This is a genomic window from Azospirillum sp. HJ39, from assembly GCF_041507355.1.
Classification (GTDB): Bacteria; Pseudomonadota; Alphaproteobacteria; order Azospirillales; family Azospirillaceae; genus Azospirillum; species Azospirillum thiophilum.
In genome coordinates, this window is sequence record NZ_CP167905.1 from 1,002,967 (window position 1) to 1,025,511 (window position 22,545).

Consider the following 22,545-nt stretch of genomic DNA (forward strand, 5'->3'; position numbering starts at 1 on the left):
CATGGAGATGAGGGATCTGGTCGCGCTGGGCGACAGGCTGCTGGACATCGACGAGGCCAAGTTCCGTCAGGTGGTCGGGCTGCTGGAGCAGATGAACGACCATCCCGACATCCAGCGGACCATCGCCGTCATCCGCCCGCGTCTGGTCGAACTGCGGCTGAGCCGCCGGCCGACCCTGAAACGGCTGTTCTGCGACCCGTTCGAGGATCTGTTCGAGGCGCTGGGCAAGGCCGACCCGATGCCGCTGAGCGTGATCGAACGGTCGCTGATGAACAGCCTGTGGCCGCTGGTCGAGGCGCAGGTCGGCAAGGAGCAACTGCGCGGCTATGCCCCCGCCCTGCAGGCCGGGCCGGAGCGCAAGGCGCTGACCGAGGCGTTCTGGGCCGAATGCGCGACCGCCGCGGCACGGCTTGCCGACGGCGCCGTGGCCGGGCACTACAGCGAAGCGCTCGAGCTGCGGATGAACCCCGACCGGGTGCGCGCGCTGGCCGACATCGCCACCATCCTGTCGATCGCGCCCGAGGTGGCCGAGCTGAAGGCGGCGCTGACGCCCAAGCCGGTGCCGAAGCTGCATGCCGACCATGTCGAGGCGATCCAGGCGATCGGCCGCCGCGTCTCGCGTACCAAGCCGGACGCGCTGCGGATCTTCGTCCTGCTCGCCGCCTCGCGCCTGACCGACCCGTCGGTGCTGCTGAGCGGCCTGTGGGACATGGATCTGGGCCAGAAGCCTGCCGACCGCGCCGCCCTGTTCATGGCGCTGAGCGGCACGGTGGTCGCCCAGATGGAGGAGCGCTCGCGCGCTTTCCAGAATGCTCCGCCCGGCGCCGGCACCGACCGCATGGCGGTGGCCGACCTCGCGCTCGGCCTCGTCGCCAGCCTGGACGCCACCCGCACGGCGATGGAGCACAGCCGCAACCGGGAGTTCGACCAGCGGCTGAAGCAGGTCCGCAATTCCGTCCACGGCATGGTCAGGGACCAGGTGCTGCAGGATGCCGACAGCGGCATCGTCGCGGCGCTGGGCGGGCTGGACGGCGGCAAGGACGGGCGGGCGCAGCTGGCCCAGGCGGAGAACCAGGCGCGTGCCCTGCGCAAATGCGCGACCATCGCCGATACGCTCGGCCTGCGCGGCGAGTTGCAGGCGATGACCCGGAAGACCACCGCGTCGCTGACCGAGAAGGCCCGGCAGGCGCTCGCCGGGCAGGCCGGCGGCAACCCGCGCACAGGCTACACCGCCATCCGCATGATCGAGCTGATTGCCGGGTCGGCCGAGGCGAACAAGATCATGGACGGGATCATGAATGGCGGCCGGCAGTGAGTGCGTCGGCGCCTTGCGGCTCGGAGGATCGGGTCATGGGATCGGGATACACCGGATGGCAATTGCCCGCGGAGGAGCGCGACCGTCTGCTTGCCCTGTTCCCGCCACGTTATGAACGGCTGGTCGCCGACCATGTGACGCTGACCTTCGGCGTCGGCCCGCAGGAGGCGCTGCCCGCCGCCACCCACGGCGAGGTCATCGGCACCGTCGACGACGACGAGGGGGTGCAGGCGCTGATCGTCGCCATCGACGGCGCCAGCGACCGGCCGGACGGCTCCACCTATCACATCACCTGGTCGCTGCAGGGCGACCGCAGGCCGGCCGAGTCCAACGACGTCATCCGGGACTATGGCTGGCGCCCGGCGGAACCGGTGACGATCGCGCTGGAGCCGCGCTTCTTCGCGGAGTGAGGGGAGGCCGGCATCGAACGCCCGCTCACGGCACCTCCGCCACGCCCCCGCCCACCGCACCGCGCTTCAGGCGCTGCTCGCGATAGACGATGAACAGGCCGCTGCCGATGATCAGGGCGGCGCCGATCCCCATGCGGATTGTCGGCGCGGTGCCCCAGACCGCGAGGTCGAGAATCACCGCCCACAGGATCGAGACATACTGGAACGGGACCACCACCGCGGCCGGGCTGAGTTGCAGCGAGCGGTTCATCAGGGCATGCCCGGCCAGTGCCGAGATGCCCAGCAGCCCCAGCAGGAGGAATCCCAGCCAATCCGGCGCCACCCAGGACCAGGGCAGAGCCGCTCCGCCGATCAGCAGGCCGCCGACCATCTGGTTGCCGACCAGCGTCAGGCTGGACGAGTCGCGCAGCATGCGGGTGGAGATCACGCCGCCGGAAAAGATGAAGGCGCCGGTCAGCGCCACCAGCGACGGCCAAAGATCGAAACGGCCGGTCGGGTTGAGCACGATCACGACGCCGGCGAAACCGACCAGCACCGCCACCCATCGGCGCCAGCCGACGCTCTCCCGCAGCACCAGCACCGACAGCGCGGTGACGATCAGCGGCGCCGCCATGTAGATGGTCATGACGTCGGCCAGCGGCAGATAGCCGACCGCCCAGTAGAAGCAGGCCACGTCCACCGTCATCAGCACCACGCGCAGCATGTGCAGCGGCAGCCGGCGGACGGCAAAGACGGCGGCGACGCCGTCGCGCAGGATCATCGGCGCCAGCACCGCCAGCCCGAACAGGCTGCGCACGGCGATCAGCATGGCGACCGGATGGTCGGCCACCAGCCATTTGCCGAGTGCATCGTTCAGCGTGAAAAGCGTCATCCCGCCCAGCATCATCAGGATGCCGAGGCGGGTGTCGGTCGCGGGTGCGGCGGTCATGGGAAAGCGGCCCGGGGTTCGATTGGGTGCATGATTCGTGAAGGACGGCAGATTTCGGCCTGCCACCGTTTCGTACGGGAAACGGTATTGCGGGAATACCGATCCAGCGCAAGCCCCACCCGACGGCAAAGAGCGACAAGGACGGTTGCCGATACGCCATGGCTGGCGCCGATGCAGGCGGATACCGGGGCGGCGAGGGCATCATCTGCGCGAACGTTCGATGTCTTGCCGTAAGCCAGCCACAAAGGAGACGGGAGCGCTGCCGCACCGACCGGCCGCCTCAACCCAGGGAAGCGCTCCACAGCCCTTTTGCGGATGCATCGTTAAAATGCACCGAACTTGCCAAAAGCCACCTCCGGTTTTCGGGAGGCTCTCTATTCATTCTTTTGAAACAGCACCTTAGTCAATGATTAGAACCAAATGCTTTGCAGGATATCAATAGGAGCAACACCTAACTGCACGAACAGACGCCATTAATATCTCATTCATACTCTAGGGACATGCCGGGGTAGATGTGAGCAGGAAATAAAATGCATGATCTCATGGCTGAATGCGTTTTTTCCGGCCAGTTACCGCCCCCTGACCTCAAGGTCATAAAGATGTATTGGGAGTGAAGAAGACCATGTTCAGCCTCGCAAATCTTTCGATCGCAAAGAAAATTGGCGGAGCATTCGTATCTCTGGTCGCCGTATCAATGACGGTCTCCTTTTTCAGCTATTCCAAGCTCTCATTCATCGAGAGATCGAATGACTGGACCACCCATACATATGAGGTTCTCGAAGAGGTCTCCAAGATCATGGCGTCCATGGTGGACCAGGAAACCGGTGTCCGTGGCTATCTGGTTGCAGGCGAGGACAAGTTCCTAGAGCCGTACCGGGCTGGCCAGCGTGCCTATGCCGAGGCCTTCGCGAAAGCAAAGCAACGGACTGCGGACAATCCGGTGCAGCAGGCCCGCCTGGCGGAAGTGGACCGGTTCGCCCAGATGTGGCGAACGACGGTCGCCGAAAAAGAGATCGCGCTGATGGCCAAGCCGGAAAGCCGCGAACAGGCACGCGCCCTGGAGGCTTCCGGTGCGGGAAAGGCATCGATGGACGGGTTGCGCGCCAAGATCGCCGAGATCGACAAGATGGAGCGAGACCTGCTCGTCAAGCGCGCCGCGGACCAGGCCGAGGCATTTTCAGCCTCCTACACGGTCAACCTCGTCGGCGGCGCCGCCCAGATCCTCATCGCGGCCGGCGCAGGCCTCCTGCTGTCGCGGGGCATCGCCGGACCGATCCGCGGCATCACCGCCGTCATGGGGCGGCTGGCCGCCGGTGACAACAGCGTTCTGATCGACGGACAGGACCGCCGGGACGAAATCGGTGCCATGGCAAAGGCCGTCGAGGTGTTCAAGCACAACGCCATCGAGAATGCCCGCTTGACTGCCGAACAGGAGGGAAACAAGGCAAAGGCGGAAGCGGAACGCAAGGCGAGCATGGCGGCGCTGGCCCAGAGCTTCGAAGCCAGCGTCAAGTCGGTGGTCGAGAGCGTCGCGACTGCGTCGACCAGGATGCAGTCGGTGGCAACGTCGATGGTCGGAACCGCGGAGCAGACCAGCCGGCAGGCCGGCGCATCGGCGGCGGCCGCCGAGCAGACCTCCGCCAACGTCCAGACCGTGGCCGCCGCCGCCGAGGAGATGTCGGCGTCGTTGGTCGAAATCTCCAAACAGGTCAACGCCTCCTCGCAGATCGCCACGCAGGCGGTCCAGAATGCGGCACGAACCAACGACACCGTTGCCGGCTTGGCCAACGCCGCGCAGAAGATCGGCGAGGTCGTGACGCTGATCCAGAGCATCGCCGGACAAACGAACCTGCTGGCACTGAATGCGACCATCGAAGCCGCGCGGGCCGGCGATGCCGGCAAGGGGTTCGCGGTGGTCGCGTCGGAGGTGAAGAATCTGGCGACCCAGACCGCCCGTGCGACGGACGAGATCGCCGCTCAGATTGCCAGCATGCAGGCGGTCACCACGGACGCCGTCGAAGCGATCAAGGGTATTGGGGCGACGATCACCCAGATGAGCGGAATCACCACGGCCATCGCGTCCGCCGTCGAAGAGCAGAACGCGGCGACCGGGGAAATCTCACGCAATGTCACGCAGGCGGCCTCCGGAACCAAGGAGGTCTCGGTCAACGTCATTCAGGCACAGCAAGCCGCCAGCCAGAGCGGCAGCATGGCGGGCCAGGTGCTGGACGCCGCAGGCGAACTCTCGCGGGAAGCCAGGACCCTCAGTTCCGCGGTTGACGAATTCCTGCGTGGCGTTCGCCGGGCCTGACGCCGAAGCGTCCGTTACCACAAGAGGGGGGTGCAACCGACGCCGATGGCCCCCCGTCACGATGTCCGCTTTCGCCGCCTCAGATCACGCCGCTGTCCCGCAGCGCCGCGATGTCGGCCTCGCCCAGGCCGAGGGATTCGGCCAGGACCGCGTCGGTGTGCTGGCCCAGCGTCGGCGGAGCGGTGTCGTGGACAAGCGGCGTGGCGCTGTAGCGGATCGGGCTCGCCACCGTCGGCACGCTGCCCTGCGTCGGGTGCGGCAGGTCCTGGCGGATGTTGCGGGCCTGGACCTGCGGGTCGGCGAAGACCGCGGCGAGGTCGTTGATCGGGCCGCAAGGCACGCCGACCGCCTCCAGCGCGCCCAGCCAGTCATGGCTGTCGCGGCCGTGGATCAGTTCCTCCAGCACAGCCACCAGTTCCTTGCGGTTGGCGACACGGGCCGGGTTGGTGGCGTAGCGCTCGTCCCGTGCCAGCTCCGGTCGCCCGGCGACGGTGCAGAACTTGGCGAACTGGCCGTCATTGCCGACCGCCAGGATGATGTGGCCGTCGCGGGTGGCGAAGGCCTGATAGGGCACGATGTTCGGGTGCGCGTTGCCGAGGCGCTGCGGCGGCGTGCCGCCGACCAGGCAGTTCATCGCCTGGTTGGCCAGCACCGCCACCTGCACGTCGAGCAGGGCGAGGTCGACCTGCTGCCCCTCGCCGGTGCGGTCGCGATGGGCGAGCGCGCCCATGATGCCGATGGTGGCATAGAGGCCGGTGAAGATGTCGGTCACCGCGACCCCGACCTTGACCGGACCGCCGCCCGGCTCACCATCGGGCTGGCCGGTGATGCTCATCAGCCCGCCCATGCCCTGGATCATGAAGTCGTAGCCGGCGCGGTTGCGGTACGGCCCGGTCTGGCCGAAGCCGGTGATCGAGCAATAGACCAGCCGGGGGTTGACCGCCTTCAGGCTGTCATAGTCCAGCCCGTACTTGACCAGCCCGCCGACCTTGAAGTTCTCGATGACGACGTCGGCCTGGGCGGCGAGCCTGCGGACGAGTTCCTGCCCCTCCGGCCGTTCGAAGTCGATGGTGATGGACCGCTTGCCACGGTTGGTCGACAGGAAATAAGCCGACTGGTCGCCGGCCCAGGGCGGCCCCCAGGCGCGGGTGTCGTCGCCGGCCCCCGGCCGCTCCACCTTGATCACGTCGGCGCCGAGATCGGCCAGCGTCTGCGCCGACCAGGGGCCGGCCAGCACGCGCGACAGCTCCAGCACCCGGATGTGCGACAAGGGTCCGGCCAAGGTCTCTTCCTCCTGCATTATCGGTCTCCCTCCCCCGCGGGGCGGGGGAGGGAGGAACATCACGCCGAGACCAGTTCTTCCAGCGAACGCTCGATGATGTCCAGACCTTCGTCGATCAGGGCATCCGAGGCGGTCAGCGGAACCAGCACGCGGATCACGTTGGCGTAGGTGCCGCAAGACAGCAGGATCAGGCCCTTCTCCGCCGCCTTGGCGACCAGCGCCTTGGTCAGGTCGGCCGCCGGCTCCTTGGTCTCGCGGTCGGTCACCAGCTCCATGGCGACCATGGCACCGAGGTTGCGGACGTCGCCGACCACCGGCAGGCTGTTGCGCTGCCCCATCGCGCGGAAGCGGTCGGCGATGCGCTCGCCGATCACCTGGGCGCGCTCGCACAGCTTCTCCTCCTCGATGGCCTCGATGACCGCCAGCGCGGCGCTGGTGGCCAGCGGGTTGCCGCCATAGGTGCCGCCGAGGCCGCCCGGAACCGGGGCGTCCATCAGATGCGCCTTGCCGGTCACCGCCGACAGCGGGAAGCCGCCGGCCAGGCTCTTGGCCATGGTCACGAGATCGGGCTCGATCCCGGCATGCTCGACCGCGAACAGCTTGCCGGTGCGGGCGAAGCCGGTCTGGATCTCGTCGACGATCATCACGATGCCGTGGGTGTCGCAGACGGCGCGCAGCGACTGGAGGAAGGCCGGGGAGGCGATGTTGAAGCCGCCCTCGCCCTGCACCGGCTCGATGATGATCGCGGCGACACGGGCCGGATCGACGTCGGACTTGAACAGGTTGTCCAGCGCCTTCAGGCTCTCGGCCTCGCCGATCCCGCGGTAGGGGTTGGGGAAGGGAACGTGGAAGATCTCGGCCGGGAACGGGCCGAAGCCGACCTTGTAGGGCACGACCTTGCCGGTCAGGCCCATGGTCAGCAGCGTGCGGCCGTGGAAGCCGCCGGAGAAGGCGACGACGCCGGGACGGCCGGTGGCGGCACGGGCGATCTTCACCGCATTCTCGACCGCTTCGGCGCCGCTGGTGAAGAAGGCGGTCTTCTTCGGGGTCGGGCCGGGGACCAGCGTGTTCAGCTTCTCCGCCAGCTCGACATAGCTCTCGTAGGGCGTGACCATCGCGCAGGTGTGGGTGAAGCGATCGAGCTGGGCCTTGACCGCCGCCATCACCTTGGGATGGCGGTGGCCGGTGTTCAGCACCGCGATGCCGCCGGCGAAATCGATGAAGCGCTTGCCCTCGATGTCCCACAGCTCCGAATTCTCGGCGCGATCGACATAGATCGGCAGACCGGCGGACACGCCACGGGAAACGGCGGCTTCGCGCCGCGCGACGTAGGACTGGTTGCTCATGATCGTCTTATCCTTGAGGCAAGTCGGGCAAGCGTCAGGCGCCGAGGCCGACGCAGAGGTATTTGACTTCCATGAAATCGTCGAGGCCGTACTTGGAGCCTTCGCGGCCGATGCCGGACTCCTTGACGCCGCCGAACGGAGCCACCTCGGTCGAGATGATGCCCTCGTTGATGCCGACGATGCCGTATTCCAGCTTCTCCGCCACGCGCCAGACGCGGCCGATGTCGCGGCTGTAGAAATAGGCGGCGAGGCCGAATTCGGTATCGTTCGCCATGCGGATGGCGTCCTCCTCCGTCTCGAACTTGAACAGCGGGGCGACCGGGCCGAAGATCTCCTCGCGGGCGACGCGCATCTCGGTGGTGATGCCGGTCAGGATGGTCGGCTCGAAGAAGGTGCCGCCCAGCGCGTGGCGCTTGCCGCCCAGCGTCACCTTGGCGCCCTTCTCCAGCGCGTCGCCCATCAGCTCCTCGACCTTGGCGATGGCATCGGCGTTGATCAGCGGCCCCTGGGTCACGCCCGGCTCGACGCCGTTGCCGACCTTCAGCTGCTTGACCGCCTCGGCCAGCTTGGCGGCGAAGGCATCATAGACGCCGGCCTGGACCAGCAGGCGGTTGGCGCAGACGCAGGTCTGGCCGGCATTGCGATACTTCGACGCCATGGCGCCCTTGACCGCCTCGTCGAGGTCGGCGTCGTCGAAGACGATGAAGGGGGCGTTGCCGCCCAACTCCAGCGACACCTTCTTGACCGTGCTGGCGGCCTGCCGCATCAGCAGCTTGCCGATTTCGGTCGAGCCGGTGAAGCTGACCTTGCGGACGATCGGGCTGTGGGTCAGCTCGTGGCCGATGGCGGCCGGGTCGCGGCCCATCACGATGTTGAAGACGCCCGCCGGGATGCCGGCACGCTCGGCCAGCTCGGCCAGCGCCAGCGCCGACAGCGGCGTGTCCTCGGCCGGCTTGACCACCACGGTGCAGCCGGCGGCCAGGGCCGGGGCGCATTTGCGGGTGATCATGGCGTTCGGGAAGTTCCACGGCGTGATCGCCGCGACGACGCCGATGGCCTCCTTCAGGACGACGATGCGCTTGTTGGCGGCAAAGCTGGGGATGACGTCGCCATAGGCGCGCTTGCCCTCCTCCGCGAACCACTCGATGAAGGAGGCGCCGTAGACCACCTCGCCGCGCGATTCGGTCAGCGGCTTGCCCTGCTCGGCGGTCATCAGCTGGGCCAGATCCTCCTGAGCGGCCAGGATCAGCTCGTACCAGCGGCGCAGGATGGCCGCACGCTCCTTGGCGGTCTTGGCCTTCCAGGCCGGCAGCGCGGCGTCGGCGGCGGCGATCGCCTCGCGCGTCTCGGCGGCGCCCATGTCGGCGACCTCGGCGATGACGGCGCCGGTGGCCGGGTTGGTGACCGGGAAGCTCTTCCCGGAATCGGCCGCGCGCCACGCACCGTTCACGTAGCCCTTGGTTCGGAGAAGACCCTGGTCGTTCAACGACAGCATGTTCGATCGCCCTGGATTGAGAGATTGGACCGGCAGGCCGCGCCCGGCCGGATCGCCCTTTCACTTCAAGGGCTTCCGGCTCAGGGGCCTCGATGTTGGAAAGAAGCGTACCATGTTTAATAAATTAAACAACCCCTGTTTAACTGTTCATATTCTAATGACGGGGTTGTGCGAATCGGCTATTGCGTTAACAGGAGTGGAGCAGGAGTCCGGTGATGGAATTCGATGTCGGCGCCAGGTTGAAGCAGATCCGCGAGCAGCATGGGCTGTCCCAGCGGGCGCTCGCCCAGCGAGCCGGAGTGACCAACGGCACCATTTCGCTGATCGAGCAGAACCGCAGCAGCCCGTCGGTGTCGTCCCTGCGCAAGGTGCTGCAGGGCATTCCGATGACGCTGGCCGAATTCTTCTCCTCCGACGATCTGCCACCGCCCGAGCAGATCTTCTTCAAGGGCAGCGAGCTGATCGAGCTGGCCGGCGAGTTGAAGGGCACGGTCGGACAGGTCTCCTTCCGGCAGGTCGGCGACCTGCGCAGCCGCAACCTGCAAATCCTCCATGAACGCTACGCCCCCGGCGCCGACACCGGCCGGACCATGCTGCAGCATGAGTCCGAGGAGGGCGGCATCGTCGTCAGGGGCCAGATCGAGCTGACGGTCGGCGACCGCAAGCAGCTGCTCGGCCCCGGCGACGCCTATTTCTTCGACAGCCGCATCCCGCATCGGTTCCGCAACATCGGCGACGTGGAGTGCGAGCTGATCAGCGCCTGCACGCCGCCGTATCTGTGACGCCCGGCTGAGTTGGCCCCCACCCCGCCCCTCCCCCGCTGGGCGGGAGAGGGGGCAGGTGCTCCAACGCCGACTCCCCTACCCCGCGTTCCCCTTCAGCCGCTCGTTGCGCCGGCGCAGCAACTCCAGCGTCGACAGCATGCAGACCGAGATCACCGTCAGCACCACCGCGACCGCGGTGATGGTCGGGCTGATGTTCTCGCGGATGCCGCTGAACATCTCCCTGGGCAGGGTGCGCTGCTCGGGCCCGGCGAGGAACAGCACGGTCACCACCTCGTCGAAGCTGGTGGCGAAGGCGAACAGGGCGCCCGATGCCAGGCCCGGCAGGATCAGCGGCAGGATCACCTTGCGGAAGGTCAGCAACGGCGGCGCCCCCAGCGAGGCGGCGGCGCGCGCCAGCGTCATGTCGAAGCTCTGCAGGGTGGCCGACACGGTGATCACGACGAAGGGCGTCGCCAGCGCGGTATGCACCAGGATCAGGCCGAGATAGTTGCCGGTCAGCCCGAGCGGCGCGAAGAAGAAATAGACGCCGACCGCGGTGATGACGACCGGAACCACCATCGGCGACAGCACGATGGCCAGCACCAGCGGCTTCCACTTGCTCTTCCACTGCGCCAGCCCCAGCGAGGCCAGGGTGCCCAGCACCATCGACAGCACGGCCGAGGCCACGCCGATGATCATGCTGTTCTTCAGCGAGTTCATCCAGCGCGCCGAGCCGAGGAACTCCTCGTACCAGCGCAACGAGAATCCCGGCAACGGATAGGTCAGGTAGGTGCTGGAGCTGAAGGACAGCGGCACGATGGCCAGGATCGGCGCCATCAGGAAGATGAACACCAGCGTCGCCGACACGACGGTCGCGATCCAGGCGATGCGCTGGCTGGCGGTCTGCGGGGAGTGGTTCGCGCTCAATTCTTCAGACCTCCCGTCGTCTGGCGGCCGAGCGCCAGCTTGCCGTAGAGCACCGCCAGCACCACCGTGGAGAGCAGCAGCACCGCGCCCAGCGCCGAGGCGAGGCCCCAGTTGACAGTTTCCGTGGTGTAGAAGGCGATGAAGGCGGAAATCATCTGGTCCGCCGCCCCGCCGACCAGGGCCGGCGTGATGTAGTAGCCGATGGCCAGGATGAAGACGAGCAGGCAGCCGGCGCCGATCCCGGGGATGGTCTGCGGCAGGTAGATGCGCAGGAAGGCGGTGGCCGGCGGCGCCCCCAGCGAGGCGGCGGCCCGCATGTAGGCCGGCGAGATGCCGCGCATGACGCTGTAGAGCGGCAGGATCATGAAGGGCAGCAGCACATGGGTCATCGCCATGTAGACGCCGAACCGGTTGTAGATCAGCCGCATCGGCTCGTCGATGACGCCCAGCCATTGCAGCGAGCCGTTGACGATGCCCTCGCTCTGCAGGATCACGATCCAGGCGCAGGTCCGCACCAGCAGCGAGGTCCAGAAGGGCAGCAGCACGAAGATCATCAGCAGGTTCGACCGGCCGGTCGGCAGGTTCGCCAGCAGATAGGCCACCGGGAAACCCAGCAGCAGGCACAGCGCGGTGACGCCGAAGCCGATCTCGAAGGTGCGGCCGAAGACGTCGCGGTAGATCGACTGGTCGGCCGGAGCAGCGACGATGGCGCCCTCCGCGTCGCGGGTCAGGTCGACGGCGGCCAGCAGGTAATAGCTCGTGACCGGGCCGCTGGCGCTCTTGATCGCGGTCCAGCTCTGCCGCTCGCCCCAGGCCGGGGCGATCTCGATCATCGTCTCCTTCGCGGTGCCGGGCGCCGGCTGCTCCTTCAGCTTGCGTCCGGTGGCCAGCAGCGTGGTGCGGTAGCCGTTGACGACATAATTCAGCCGCTTGGCCGCGACGGCCAGCGTCCCGGCCTCGCGCGCGATGCGGATGTCGGCGGCCAGCGCGGCGAAGGCGGCCTCGTCCGGCAGTCCCTGGCCGTTCCAGCGCTCCAGCGCCGCCACGGTCTGGGGCAGCACCTGCGGCACCTCCCAATCGTCGACCGACTTCCAGATCATGCCGGCCAGCGGCACGACGAAGGTGAACAGCAGGAAGGCCAGCAGCGGCAGCACCAGACCCAGCGCGCGGAACTGCCGGGCGCGCTCGGCCCGTTTCAATCGACGCTTCAACGGCACGTCGGCGCCGGCAACGAAGGCGGCTGTCATCGGCATTGTCCTGTTGAAAAATCCCTTCCCTCTCCCGCCCCGGGAGAGGGTGGCGCCGAAGGCGCCGGGTGAGGGGTAATCCAAGGAACCATGCGGTTCGGGATTCCTGTGGTGCCCCTCACCCTTCCCTCTCCCGGGACGGGAGAGGGAGATACTGCTCAGACGCTTACTTGGCCGCCCACTTGTTGAAGCGCTCGGTCAGGCGGTCGATGTTCTCCAGCCAGAAGTCGGTGTTGATCTCGATCGCGTTCTTCATGTTGTCCGGCGCGGTCGGCAGGTCGGCCAGGACGGCCTTCTGCAGCAGCGACGGGGCCTTCTTGTTCGACGTGCCGTAGGCGATGCCTTCGGACAGCTTGGCCTGGTTCTCGGCCTTGCCGACGAAGCTCAGGAACTTGTAGGCGGCGTCCTGGTTCGGGCTGCCCTTCAGGATGACCCAGCTGTCGATGGTGAACAGCGCGCCGTTCCACACCATGCCGAAGTTCTTCTTCTCGTTCTTGTTGGCGGCGTCGATGCGGCCGTTGTAGACCGAGGTCATCGCCACTTCGCCGGACGCCAGCAGCTGCGGCGGCTGGGCGCCGGCCTTCCACCAGACGATGTCGCCCTTGATGGTGTCGAGCTTCTTGAAGGCACGCTCGATGCCGGCATCGGTGCCCAGCACCTTGTAGACGTCGGCAGGCGCCACGCCGTCGGCCATCAGCGCGATCTCGAGCGTGGTCTTGGCGCCCTGGCGCAGGCCGCGCTTACCCGGGAACTTCTTGGTGTCGAAGAAGTCGGCCCAGCTCTTCGGCGCGTCCTTCAGCTTGTCCTTGTCGTAGCCGAGCACGAAGTCATAGACGATGGCGCCGACACCGCAGGCGTTGACGGTGGCCGGCAGATAGGCCTCCTCGCCGCCGATCTTTGAATAATTGATCTTCTCGAACAGGCCCTCGTCGCAACCCAGCGCCAGCTCGTCGCTCTCGACCTGGACCACGTCCCAGGTGGAGGCGCCGCCCTGGACCTTGGCGCGCAGGACGCCGACGCCGCCGTCCCAGGATTCGTCGTTCATCGCCGTGCCGGTGGCCTTGAACGGCTCGAAATAGACCTTCTTCTGGACATCCTGGTAGGCGCCGCCCCACGACACGACGGTCAGGTCGCGGGCGCTGGCGGCGGAGGCCAGGGCCGTGAGGGCGGTGAAGGTCGCAGCGAAACCGAGAGCCACCTTAATCTTCGACATTTTCCCCGTCCTTATCAATCGCGGTTGTTGTTGGTGGAGGGCACCCCGACCCGAGGAACCACGTCCTCAGACCGGATCCAACGCCCGGCAGTCCTCCGGGCGGAAGGCGATGAACACGTCCTGGCCCGGCGCCAGACCGGCATAGGAGCCGGCCGGCAGCTTGACCATGAATTCAGGATTGGCCGGGGTGGCGAGCACCGCCAGCGTGTGGTCGCCGAGGTAGATCAGGTCGGTCAGGGTGGCCGGCAGGCGATTCATGGCGGTGTCGCCCGAATCGCCGGTTTCGATCGCCACGCGCTCCGGCCGGAGCGACAGCGAGGTGCGGTTGCCGGCGCCGCCGATGTTCACCGCCTGCGCCACCACCGAACCGCCGGCGTCCAGCGCCACGCGGGCCCAGCCCTGTTCGATATTTTCAACAACCCCGCTCAGAACATTGTTCTCGCCGATGAAGTTGGCGACGAAGCTGTTCACCGGGCGCTCGTACAGCGCGTCGGGGCGGTCGATCTGTTGGACGATGCCGTCGTTGAAGACCGCGATGCGGTCGGACATCGTCAGCGCCTCCCCCTGGTCGTGGGTGACGTAGACGACGGTCAGGCCCATCGTCTCGTGCAGGCGCTTGATCTCGAGCTGCATGTGCTCGCGCAGGCGCTTGTCCAGCGCACCCAGCGGTTCGTCCATCAGCACCAGCGCCGGGTTGAACACAAGGGCGCGCGCCAGCGCCACGCGCTGCTGCTGGCCGCCGGACAGCTGGCCGGGCCGGCGGGCGGCGAGGGAGCCGAGCTTGATCATGTCGAGCGCGGCGGCCACGCGTTCCTTGATTTCCGCCTTCGGAACACCGCGGACCGACAGCGGAAAGGCGACGTTTTCCTCGATCGTCAGATGGGGGAACAGGGCGTAGTTCTGGAAGACCATGCCGATGTCGCGCTTGTGCGGCGGCACGTTCTTGATCGGCCGGTCGCCGATGAAGATCTCGCCGTGGGTCGGCACCTCGAACCCGGCCAACATCATCAGCGTGGTGGTCTTGCCAGACCCCGATGGCCCCAGCAGGGTCAGGAACTCGCCCTTGCGGATGTCGAGATCCAGGCTCTTCACCACGAGATGCTCGCCATCGTAGGTCTTCTGCACCCCGGTGAAGCGCACCAGGGATTGTGTCGTCGCGATCATCCCGCCGTCCATCCGTCCGCTCCCGTCAGAAGGGACCGGGCACCCGGGAACGCCACCCCGGTCCGGTCCGTCTTTCTGGCCCTGACGGTACCATGCGTTTAAGAAAATAGACAAGAGGAATGGCTATGTTGTGATCAATTCAACAGCTTGCCAATTTTTTGTGCAATTGCGAAGCCCATGCCCATGCTTCGACCGGCAGTGTGCTCCATTCGCATGCGATTGAGAAGGCCGATGATCGCCGGTGCGAACTGAGGAAACCGTGAAAATCCACCATTTGCACGGAGGGCGGGGCGAATCGCCGCACGGGATCCGCCCCAAAGCCTGTTCCGGAACCCCGGTCAGCGCTGCAGCGACGACTGGCTGTAGACGAAGCTGTCGAAGCCGTTCTCGGCGACGCGGAACCACAGGCGCTCCTGCTCCAGGAACGGCTTCCAGCCGTCATAGACCTTCTTGAAGCGCGGGTTGCTGGCGGCGAGCTTGTCGTAGAATTCGAACGACGCCTTCTCGCAGGCCTGCATCATGTCGCGCGGGAAGGCGCGCAGCACGGCGCCACCGCCGACCAGCCGCTTCAGCGCGGCGGCGTTCAGCGTGTCGTACTTGGCGATCATCCAGGTGTTGGCCTCCCAACAGGCCTGCTCCATGATGGTCTGGTAGGATTTCGGCAGCTGCTCCCAGGCCTGCATGTTGAACATCAGCGGGATCTGGGCCGAACCCTCCCACCAGCCGGGGTAGTAGTAGTATTTGGCGACCTTGTGGAAGCCGAGCTTCTCGTCGTCATAGGGGCCGACGAACTCGGCGGCATCGATGGTGCCGCGTTCCAGCGCCGGATAGATGTCGCCGCCGCCCAGCTGCTGCGGCACCAGCCCGAACGGCGTCAGGATCTGGCCCACCAGGCCGCCGATGCGCATCTTCAGGCCCTTGAGATCCTCCAGGCTCTTGATTTCCTTGCGGAACCAGCCGCCCATCTGGGCGCTGGTGTTGCCCGCGGGGATGTGGTGGATGTTGTAGTCCTTGAACACCTCGCGCATCAGCTCCAGCCCGCCGCCATGCATCATCCAGGCGATGTGCTGGCGGGTGTTCAGGCCGAACGGCATGGCGGTGTCGAAGCAGAAGGTCGGATCCTTGCCGACATAGAAATAGGCCGCCGACTGGCCGCACTCGACCGTTCCGTTCTGGACCGCATCCAGCACCTGGAGCGCCGGGACGATCTCGCCGGCGGCGAAGGTGCGGATCTGGAACTTGCCGTCGGTGGCGTCGGAAACGCGCTTGGCGATGAACTCCGCCGCACCATAGATGGTGTCGAGGCTCTTGGGATAGCTCGACGCCATGCGCCACTTGATCTCGGGCTGGGTCTGGGCGATGGCCGGAGCCGCGACGGTTCCGGCGGCGGCAAGGCCGACGCCGGCGCTGGTGAGGAACGCACGCCGTTTCATGATGGGGTTTCTTCCCGGCTGTATGGTTCGTTGGGCCGACATGATAGCGCAACCAACCGTTCGGGGAATCCCCCATCCACCGGGGCAACACGGAATATGCGACGGATCCTTGCGCCGGAAACGAAAAATCCAGCCGTAAGGGGCTGGATTTTCGGCGACGCAGCATTATTTGTTGTTTTGATCGCCTTTCAGGCGTTTCCTCCCTAAACTCGGGCCGCGGCTTTATTGCTAGCGGCCTTTTCCTTTTTTAGCAATACGCTGAAAGTCAGCTCGGCAAACTTTTTCGGCGAATTCGCAACCCTGCCCGGCCCATGGCCGCGACCCTCAGGCCGAAATATCTTAGGGATTCCCCAGGGTTTTCCTTGACCTTGCATTTCGGGGTAGGATGATCGTGTGGCAGCATTGACCGAGATCATCCGACCGTGACCGCGACGACGCCCACCGAAGTACCCGGCGAAATGGCCGCTCCTCATCGCCGCCGTCCGCTCGGCCTCCGCGCAACCGTGGCCGTCACCATCGCTGTCCTGGTGCTCGGCTCGGCACTCGCGAAAGGCCTGTTCGTCGGCGACAGCGCCGCCGACGCACTGGCCCAGGAGGTCGGCAGTTCGATGACCGGGCTGGCGCAGTCGCTGGCGCGGCAGCTCGATTCGACCATGTGGGCACGTGCCAACCAGATCGCCGCGCTGTCGCGGATCGACGCGCTGAAGGATCCGGCGGTGGCGCAGTCGACCATCGACGAGTTGAAGCGTCGCGATACCACCATCGCCTGGATTGGCATGACCGACGCCAGCGGCCGGGTGGTCGCCGCCTCCAACGGGCTGCTGCTGGGAGCGGACATCTCCAGGCGGCCGGTCCACCAGGAGGGGATGAAGGGGCTGTTCGTCGGCGACGTCCACGAGGCGGTGGCGCTCAAGGGCCAGGTACCGTACCTGCAGGGCGAAACACCGAAATTCGTCGACGTCTCCGCCCCGCTGCAGAAATCCGACGGCACCGTGGTCGGCGTGCTCGCCACCCATTACAGCTGGGAATGGGCGCATGCCTCGATCCGCCAGCTGATCGAACCGCTGGCGGACCTCAAGGGCCTGTCGCTCTTCATCCTGTCGGCCGACGGCACCGTGCTGATCGGCCCGGACGGATCGGTCGGCAGGCCGCTGCCGGTGCCGGTGCTGTCCACCAGGGCGCGCGACGGCTGGAGCGCCGATGTCTGGCCGGACGGCGTCACCTACGTGACCGGAGTGGCCCACGGCAAGGGGCTCCACGACTACGCCGGACTGGGCTGGACAGTGGTCGCCCGGCAGCCCGCCGACATCGTGTTCGCCCAGTCCGAGCGGCTGCAGCAGATCATCGTCGGCTCGGGCATCGTACTGGCCCTTCTCTTCAGCTTGGCCGGTTGGTTCGCCGCCGGGCGCATCTCCCGTCCGCTGAGCGCCATCGCCGACGCGGCGGCACGGATCGGCAACGGTGAACGCGGGGTCGAGATCCCCGACGTCGGCGGCGCGGCGGAGATCCGCCGGCTGTCCGCCTCGCTGCGGGACATGGTCGACAGCCTGACCAACAAGGACGCGGCCCTGATGCGGCTGGAGGACATCGCCTACGAGGACCGGCTGACCGCGCTGCCGAACCGCCGCTATTTCGAACAGTATGTGGAGGCCTCCACCGGCGGCAACGGCTCGGCGACGGTGATGTACATCGACCTCGACGGCTTCAAGCCGGTGAACGACCGGCTGGGCCACGACGCCGGCGACGCCGTGCTGCGGCAGGTCGGCGGCCGGCTCGCCACTATCTTCCGCGACGACGACGTGATCGCCCGGCTGGGCGGCGACGAGTTCGCCGCCGTGTTGCCGCGCCGCCCCGGCCGCCCCGCCCCAGACACTGGAGAGCTTGCCGCCCGCATCATCGCCGCCGTCAACGAACCGGTGTCGATCGACGGCGAGAAGGTGCGCGTCGGCTGTTCCATCGGCATCGCCGCATGGCCGGAGGATGACGGCGACATGGCGACCGTCATGCGGCATGCGGACGCCGCGCTCTACAAGGCCAAGCGCGACGGCCGCAACCGCGCGGTGCGCTGGGTCCGGCAGACGGCGGAGTGAGGCGGCCGGCCCCAGGCTACAGGTCCCGCATCATCCGGTTCATGAAGCCGAGCTTTTCGATCACCGACGGCGACAGGATGAAGGGGTAGAGATCGGGCTGGCCCATGCTGCGGTTCAGGCTGTTCACCGCATAGGTCAGGGGCAGCCAGGGCTCGATCAGGTCGTCGATGTCCGTCGCCTTGTGCGGGTTGAAGTCGATCTCCGATTTCAGGTCCGCCCCTTCGGTGATGCGCGGACGGATCCGCAGGCCGAAGGCACGGGCGGTTTCCAGCGTGTCGACAATGTGCAGGTAATGGGCCCAGGTCTCGGCGAAATCCTCCCATGGGTGGGCGGTGGCGTATGAGCTGACATAATTGGCCTGCCAGTCGGGCGGTGCGCCGTTGGCATAGTGGCGTTGCAGCGCCTCGCCGTAATCCTCGCGCTCGTCGCCGAACAGCGCGCGGAAGCGCTCCAGCACCGCCTCGTCGTCGCGGACCAGCCGGTCCCAGACATAATGGCCGATCTCGTGGCGGAAATGGCCGAGCAACGTGCGGTAGGGCTCGCCCATGTCGGAGCGGCGCCGTTCGCGCTCCGCGTCGTCGGCTTCGGCGATGTTGATCGTGATGAGCCCGTTGGCATGGCCGGTCAGCACCGGCGTCACCGTGCCGTCCGGCGCCACCGTATCGGTCAGGAAGTCGAAGGCCAGTCCCTCCTCCGGATTCTCCGTCCGGGTTTCGAGCGGCAAATTCAGGTTGGTCAGCGTGTAGAACAGGTGATGCTTCGCCAGTTCCAGCTTGCGCCAGAGCGTGAGGTTGGCGGTGTCGGACAGGTCGGGAATGGTGCGGTTGTGGCGGCAGGCGGCGCAGTGCGTCTCCGCCGAATCGGCGGGCAGCATCCAGTTGCAGGCATCGAGCTCCGCATTCGCGCAGAATTTGTAGAGCGGTTCGGTGGTGGCGAGCGCGCTCCACACCCCGTCATCGCTGGTGGGGTCGATGGCCGACAGGGTACGGGCGTCCGGCAGATAGCCCAGCCGGTAGCCGCAGCGCTCGCACAGCGTGTTCTCGAAATAGAGCGGCTGGTGGCAGTTCTGGCATTCGAAGAGTTTCATGACGGTCGGATCCTGAGGTCCCTCCCCCGGCGGGCGGGGGAGGGAGATGCGGCGGGTCAGCTCGGCTTCTTGCCGTCGGGCTTGGCCGGATCGGGGTTCGCGGCGGCTTCGGCCGCTTCCGCCTCGTCCGCCTCCGCCACGACCGGCTCCTTCTCCTCGGGGGCCGCGGACGGCGCGGGGGTGGCTTCCGCCTCCGCACCGTCGTCGTTGAAGGTGAGGGTCGGGCTTTCGGCGACGTTGCGCAGGGCGTGGGCGGCGCGGCGGAGCGCAAAGGAGGTCTTGCCTTCCGGCTCCAGCGCCAGCAGCAGCAGCGACCGGCCGGTCACCATATAGGTGTCGCCGGTGTCGACGCGCGGCGCCTCGTCGGGATCCGGCAGGTTGGTGTCGACCAGACAGCGCCAGACATTGCCGCCCGTCACCTCGGGCAAGGTGAACCCGACCACGTCATGGTGCGAATTGATGACCAGAAGCAGCGTGGCGTCCATCGCCGGCCGCTTGATGCCGCTGGCCTGGGCGCGGCCGTCCAGCAGCATGCCCATGCAGCGGGCATTGCCGTCATGCCAATGGCTTTCGTCCATCTCGTCGGCGGCGGGGGTGAGCCAGGTCACGTCCTTGATGTCGAACTCGGCATTGTACTCGCCCGACAGGAAGCGCCCCCGCCGCAGCATCGGGAAGGACTGGCGCACCGCGATGACCCGGCGGACGAACTCGATCAGCGCCTGCCCGTCCTCGTCGATGCCGTCCCAGTTGAGCCATGCCGTCTCGTTGTCCTGGCAATAGGCGTTGTTGTTGCCGTGCTGGGTGTTGCCGAACTCGTCGCCGGCCAGCAGCATCGGCGAGCCTTGGGATAGCAACAGGGTGGCCAGCAGGTTGCGCTTCTGGCGCTCGCGCAGCTCCCTGATCTCCGGATCGGAGGTCGGCCCCTCCTCGCCATGGTTCCAGGACAGGTTGTGGGAATGGCCGTCCTTGTTGTCCTCGCCGTTCGCCCCGTTGTGCTTGTCGTTGTAGGAGACAAGGTCGTTCAGCGTGTAGCCGTCATGGGCGGTGATGAAGTTCACGCTGGCCCAGGGCTTGCGCCCGCGCTTGTCGAACAGGTCGGCGGAACCGCACAGCCGCGGCGCCACCTCCGGCAGCTTGCCCTCGTCGCCCTTCCAGAAGGCGCGGACGGTGTCGCGGAACTTGTCGTTCCACTCCGCCCAGCCCGGCGGGAAATTGCCGACCTGATAGCCGCCGGGGCCGCAGTCCCACGGCTCGGCGATCAGCTTGACGCTGTTGAGGATCGGATCCTGCAGGCAGCTGTCGAGGAATCCGCCGCCCTCGTCGAAGCCGTAGGGCTCGCGCCCCAGGATGGTGGCGAGGTCGAAGCGGAAACCGTCGACATGCATCTCCGTCGCCCAGTAGCGCAGGCTGTCGGTGACCATCTGCAGCACGCGCGGATGGCTGAGATTGACGGTGTTCCCGGTCCCGGTCTCGTTGATGTAGTAGCGCTTCTGGTCGGGGAGCAGGCGGTAGTAGGACGCGTTGTCGATGCCCTTGAAGGACAGGGTCGGGCCGCGCTCGTTTCCTTCCGCGGTGTGGTTGTAGACGACGTCGAGGATCACCTCGAGCCCGGCATTGTGGAGATGGGCCACCATCTCCTTGAATTCCTTGATTGCGTTGCCCGACGCGGCGTAGCGCGGCTCCGGCGCGAAGAAGCCGATGGAATTGTAGCCCCAGTAGTTGGCGAGCCCCTTGTCGACCAGATGCTGGTCCTGGACGAAGGCATGCACCGGCAGCAACTCGACCGAGGTGACGCCCAGCGACTTGATGTAGTCGACGACCTCCTTGACCGCCATGCCGCCATAGGTGCCGCGCAGGCTGTCGGGCACCGCCGGATGCAGCCTGGTGAAGCCCTTGACGTGTATCTCATAGAAGATGGTGCGGTCCCAGGCGGTGCCCGGCTTGTGGTCGCGGCCCCAGGTGAAGGCAGGATCGATCACCTTGCATTTCGGCATGAATGGCGCGCTGTCGCGCTTGTCGAAGGTCAGGTCGTCGCCCGATTCCATCACATAGCCGAAATGGGCCGGGTTCCACCGGATCTCGCCGACCAGCTCCTTGGCATAGGGGTCGAGCAGCAGTTTGTTCGGGTTGAACCGGTGCCCTTGCTCCGGCTCGTACGGCCCATGGACGCGGTAGCCGTAGAGCAGGCCGGGGCGGGCATCGGGCAAATAGCCGTGCCAGATCTCGTTGGTGAATTCGGGAAGCTCGATCCGCTCGAGCTCCTCCTCGCCATTCTCGTCGAACAGACACAGTTCGACCCTGGTCGCGTTGGCGGAAAACAAGGCGAAGTTGACGCCCAGCCCGTCCCATGTCGCGCCCAGCGGAAAGGGCAATCCTTCACCGAGCCGTGTCGCCTGCCTCAGGATATTCGCCATGATCGCCCAATTCTCCGCCTGGATCGAAAGTCGTGCCCGTGCCCCAGGATAGTGAGAAGCACGAGCCGAGCCTTCAACCCGGCCGATGGGCGCTTGTTCCTTCCGCCGTCAGTCGACCTTTTGGGATAGGAGCGGCTCCGTGCCGGCCGGCGCCCCGCGCCGCAGCAAGTCCGCCAGCTCCCGCAGGCCGCGGCCGCGCGGATCGCTGGCCCGCCAGACCAGGCCGACGACACGGCCGGGGGGCTTTCCGCCATCGAAGGGCCGGTACTCCACCAGTCCGCCCACATCGGCGGCCTTGCCGTCCACCCCTTGCGCCGCCAGCAGCGGCATCAGCGTGCAGCCGGCCCCGGCCGCCACCATGTGGCGCAGCGTCTCCAGCCCGGTGGCGTGGACGCCACCCCCGCGCGCGGTCAAGCCGCAGGCGGCCAGCGCCTGATCGCGCAGGCAATGCCCCTCCTCCAGCAGCAGAAGCTCGCCGGCGTCCAGATCCCCCAGCGACAGGCCGGGCGTTCCGCACAGCCGGTGGCCGACGGGATGGGCGAGCAGGAAGGGCTCGAAGAACAGCGGCTCGGCCACCAGACCATCGCTCTCCACCGGCAGGGCCAGCAGCACGGCATCGATCCGGCCGTCGCGCAGTTCCTCCAGCAGAGCGTCGGTCCGCCCCTCCGACAGGGTCAGCGTCAGGTCTGGCCAAGCCGAGCGCAGCGGCGGCAGGATATGGGGGAACAGGTAGGGACCGAGCGTGTGGATCGCCGCAAGCCGCAGCCGGCCGGTCAGCCGGCCGTCCGACCCATCGGCCAGCGCCATCAGCCGATGCGCCTCGTCCAGTACGATACGGGCCTGCGCCACGATGGGCTCGCCGCGCGGGGTCAGCAGCACCTTGCGGCTGGTCCGCTCGAACAGGGCCAGCCCCAGCGTCTCCTCCAGCTTGCGGATCTGGGCGCTCAGCGACGGCTGGCTGACGGCGCAGCGCTCCGCCGCCCGGCCGAAATGGCGCAGCTCGGCGACGGCGACGACATATTCCAGGTCACGCAGGGACAGGCCGGCGAGAGTCATAGACAGTGCCTATTGGAGCATTTCCTTCAATGTCTTGGATATATCGTTCAAGACGCCGGATAA

The 22,545-nt window shown here is 66.8% G+C and carries 17 protein-coding genes; 5 read left to right on the forward strand and 12 right to left on the reverse strand.

All coding sequences use genetic code 11. From position 1 onward, the window contains the following. Nucleotide 1 precedes the first annotated feature (1 nt). Entirely contained in the window at nucleotides 2-1,315 is a 1,314-nt protein-coding gene (locus ABMY26_RS04905) for a hypothetical protein (RefSeq protein WP_372394370.1), read from the forward strand. A 35-nt stretch (nucleotides 1,316-1,350) separates the two neighbouring features. Continuing rightward, a complete protein-coding gene (locus ABMY26_RS04910) occupies nucleotides 1,351-1,725 on the forward strand; it encodes a hypothetical protein (protein WP_372394371.1) in 375 nt (124 codons plus the stop codon). A 25-nt stretch (nucleotides 1,726-1,750) separates the two neighbouring features. Here ABMY26_RS04910 and ABMY26_RS04915 read toward each other — a convergent pair whose 3' ends face one another. Then, a complete protein-coding gene (locus ABMY26_RS04915; protein WP_372394372.1) occupies nucleotides 1,751-2,653 on the reverse strand; it encodes a DMT family transporter in 903 nt (300 codons plus the stop codon). Between the two features lie 610 nt (nucleotides 2,654-3,263). On the opposite strand from ABMY26_RS04915, the gene ABMY26_RS04920 reads away from it, so the two are divergent. Further along, nucleotides 3,264-4,964 (forward strand): methyl-accepting chemotaxis protein, encoded by a 1,701-nt coding sequence (locus ABMY26_RS04920; RefSeq protein WP_372394373.1) that lies wholly within the window; start codon nucleotides 3,264-3,266, stop codon nucleotides 4,962-4,964. Between the two features lie 79 nt (nucleotides 4,965-5,043). On the opposite strand, the gene ABMY26_RS04925 is transcribed toward ABMY26_RS04920, so the two are convergent. Genes ABMY26_RS04925 through ABMY26_RS04935 form a run of 3 tightly spaced genes read right to left on the reverse strand, consistent with a single transcriptional unit; the run spans nucleotide 5,044 to nucleotide 9,087 of the window. After that, nucleotides 5,044-6,246 (reverse strand): CaiB/BaiF CoA transferase family protein, encoded by a 1,203-nt coding sequence (locus ABMY26_RS04925; RefSeq protein WP_372394374.1) that lies wholly within the window; start codon nucleotides 6,244-6,246, stop codon nucleotides 5,044-5,046. A gap of 59 nt (nucleotides 6,247-6,305) precedes the next feature. After that, nucleotides 6,306-7,595, reverse strand: a complete 1,290-nt coding sequence (gabT, locus tag ABMY26_RS04930) for a 4-aminobutyrate--2-oxoglutarate transaminase (RefSeq protein ID WP_372395102.1) — start codon at nucleotides 7,593-7,595, stop codon at nucleotides 6,306-6,308. Nucleotides 7,596-7,626: 31 nt separating this feature from the next. Then, nucleotides 7,627-9,087, reverse strand: coding sequence for an NAD-dependent succinate-semialdehyde dehydrogenase (locus ABMY26_RS04935; protein WP_372394375.1), 1,461 nt, complete (start codon nucleotides 9,085-9,087; stop codon nucleotides 7,627-7,629). 215 nt (nucleotides 9,088-9,302) lie between these two features. On the opposite strand from ABMY26_RS04935, the gene ABMY26_RS04940 reads away from it, so the two are divergent. After that, nucleotides 9,303-9,869, forward strand: coding sequence for a cupin domain-containing protein (locus ABMY26_RS04940; protein ID WP_372394376.1), 567 nt, complete (start codon nucleotides 9,303-9,305; stop codon nucleotides 9,867-9,869). Between the two features lie 78 nt (nucleotides 9,870-9,947). On the opposite strand, the gene ABMY26_RS04945 is transcribed toward ABMY26_RS04940, so the two are convergent. The 5 genes from ABMY26_RS04945 to ABMY26_RS04965 all read right to left on the reverse strand — a co-directional run bounded on the left by ABMY26_RS04945 (nucleotide 9,948) and on the right by ABMY26_RS04965 (nucleotide 15,835). Continuing rightward, nucleotides 9,948-10,778: an ABC transporter permease gene (locus ABMY26_RS04945; RefSeq protein ID WP_372394377.1), complete on the reverse strand. Its 831-nt coding sequence runs from the start codon at nucleotides 10,776-10,778 to the stop codon at nucleotides 9,948-9,950. After that, entirely contained in the window at nucleotides 10,775-12,025 is a 1,251-nt protein-coding gene (locus tag ABMY26_RS04950) for an ABC transporter permease (protein ID WP_372394378.1), read from the reverse strand. The genes ABMY26_RS04945 and ABMY26_RS04950 overlap by 4 nt, the downstream gene beginning before the upstream one ends. Before the next feature lie 166 nt (nucleotides 12,026-12,191). Beyond that, nucleotides 12,192-13,238 carry an ABC transporter substrate-binding protein gene (locus ABMY26_RS04955; RefSeq protein WP_372394379.1) on the reverse strand — a complete coding sequence of 349 codons (1,047 nt, stop codon included), beginning with the start codon at nucleotides 13,236-13,238 and terminating at the stop codon, nucleotides 12,192-12,194. Nucleotides 13,239-13,304: 66 nt separating this feature from the next. After that, nucleotides 13,305-14,414 carry an ABC transporter ATP-binding protein gene (locus ABMY26_RS04960; RefSeq protein ID WP_372394380.1) on the reverse strand — a complete coding sequence of 370 codons (1,110 nt, stop codon included), beginning with the start codon at nucleotides 14,412-14,414 and terminating at the stop codon, nucleotides 13,305-13,307. A gap of 326 nt (nucleotides 14,415-14,740) precedes the next feature. Further along, nucleotides 14,741-15,835 carry a TRAP transporter substrate-binding protein gene (locus tag ABMY26_RS04965; protein WP_372394381.1) on the reverse strand — a complete coding sequence of 365 codons (1,095 nt, stop codon included), beginning with the start codon at nucleotides 15,833-15,835 and terminating at the stop codon, nucleotides 14,741-14,743. A 458-nt stretch (nucleotides 15,836-16,293) separates the two neighbouring features. Here ABMY26_RS04965 and ABMY26_RS04970 point away from each other — a divergent pair, with 458 nt between their 5' ends. Further along, complete coding sequence (locus ABMY26_RS04970) at nucleotides 16,294-17,925, forward strand: diguanylate cyclase domain-containing protein (protein ID WP_372394382.1); 1,632 nt, start codon at nucleotides 16,294-16,296, stop codon at nucleotides 17,923-17,925. 16 nt (nucleotides 17,926-17,941) lie between these two features. Here ABMY26_RS04970 and ABMY26_RS04975 read toward each other — a convergent pair whose 3' ends face one another. The 3 genes from ABMY26_RS04975 to ABMY26_RS04985 all read right to left on the reverse strand — a co-directional run bounded on the left by ABMY26_RS04975 (nucleotide 17,942) and on the right by ABMY26_RS04985 (nucleotide 22,482). Beyond that, nucleotides 17,942-19,012: a putative zinc-binding metallopeptidase gene (locus tag ABMY26_RS04975; protein ID WP_372394383.1), complete on the reverse strand. Its 1,071-nt coding sequence runs from the start codon at nucleotides 19,010-19,012 to the stop codon at nucleotides 17,942-17,944. 56 nt (nucleotides 19,013-19,068) lie between these two features. Continuing rightward, nucleotides 19,069-21,426 carry a glycogen debranching protein GlgX gene (glgX, locus tag ABMY26_RS04980; protein ID WP_372394384.1) on the reverse strand — a complete coding sequence of 786 codons (2,358 nt, stop codon included), beginning with the start codon at nucleotides 21,424-21,426 and terminating at the stop codon, nucleotides 19,069-19,071. A gap of 108 nt (nucleotides 21,427-21,534) precedes the next feature. Beyond that, complete coding sequence (locus tag ABMY26_RS04985) at nucleotides 21,535-22,482, reverse strand: LysR substrate-binding domain-containing protein (RefSeq protein WP_372394385.1); 948 nt, start codon at nucleotides 22,480-22,482, stop codon at nucleotides 21,535-21,537. Between the last annotated feature and the right edge of the window lie 63 nt (nucleotides 22,483-22,545).